Origin of the sequence: Pseudomonas sp. 31 R 17, from assembly GCF_900004915.1 — a bacterium.
Lineage (GTDB): Bacteria > Pseudomonadota > Gammaproteobacteria > Pseudomonadales > Pseudomonadaceae > Aquipseudomonas > Aquipseudomonas orientalis_A.
Map to the genome: position 1 here is coordinate 1 of NZ_CVTN01000020.1, position 1053 is coordinate 1053.

Annotated in this window: 1 protein-coding gene; it reads left to right on the plus strand. The window is 55.8% G+C overall.

Features of this window, described 5'->3' with window-relative positions:
• On the plus strand, positions 1-1053 hold a 1053-nt coding region (locus BFP89_RS00385), incomplete at both ends, for an immunoglobulin-like domain-containing protein (protein WP_370671191.1).

Here is a 1053-nt window from a genome sequence, read left to right on the forward strand (position 1 = left end):
CCACCACCGTTACCCTGACCGCGCCAAGCGCAGTCAACGAAGGTGGGCAAATCACGTACACCGCGACTTTGAGCAACAAGGCCGGTACTGACGTAACTTTGAAGCTGGATAACGGCTCAAGCATCACCATTAAAGCCGGCGACACTGTCGGCACCGTGACGGTGCCAGCTCCAAGCGATGACGTGTTTATCGATAAGGGCACTCAGACCGTTCAGATCGCTGAAACCACTGGCGGCAACTTTGAGAAATTGGAAGTCGCGGGCAACGGTGCGAGCACCACGATCAACGACACCATCGACAAGGTCGATGTAGTCCTGACCGCTACCACCACCGTCGGTGAAGGCGGCAACATCGTTTATACCGCCAGCCTTGTGGATAAAAACGGTGCGCCGGTGACTAACATCACCAATCCGCTGACGGTGACGCTGGATAATGGCCAGAGCATCACTATCGGCGTGAACCAATCGAGCGCCAGCGTTTCGGTTATTGCACCGGATGATGTGTACAAGGGCGACCAAACCGTTACAACCGCGATCAAAGGCGTTACTGGCGCCGAGCACTTCGAAAACCTCGTTCCAGGTACCGACAAAGTCACTACAACCGTGACTGATACCCCCGGTACTGACAACACTACGATTGTCACGCTGACCGCACCAAATGCTGTTAACGAAGGTGGCCAGATCACCTACACCGCTACGCTTTCCAATAAAGCAGGCAGCGACGTTACGCTGAAGTTGGATAACGGTTCGTCGATTATCATCAAGGCTGGCGATACCGTCGGCACCGTCACCGTCCCTGCGCCAAGCGATGACGTGTTCATCGATAAGAGCACTCAGACGGTCAAGATTACCGACGCAACGGGCGGCAACTTTGAGAAGTTGGAAGTTGCTGGCAACGGCGCAACCACTGCGATCAACGACACCATCGACAAGGTCGACGTGGTCCTGACCGCCACCACCACCGTCGGTGAAGGCGGCAACATCGTCTACACCGCCAGCCTTGTGGATAAAAACGGCGCGCCGGTGACTAACATCACCAACCCGCTGACCGTGA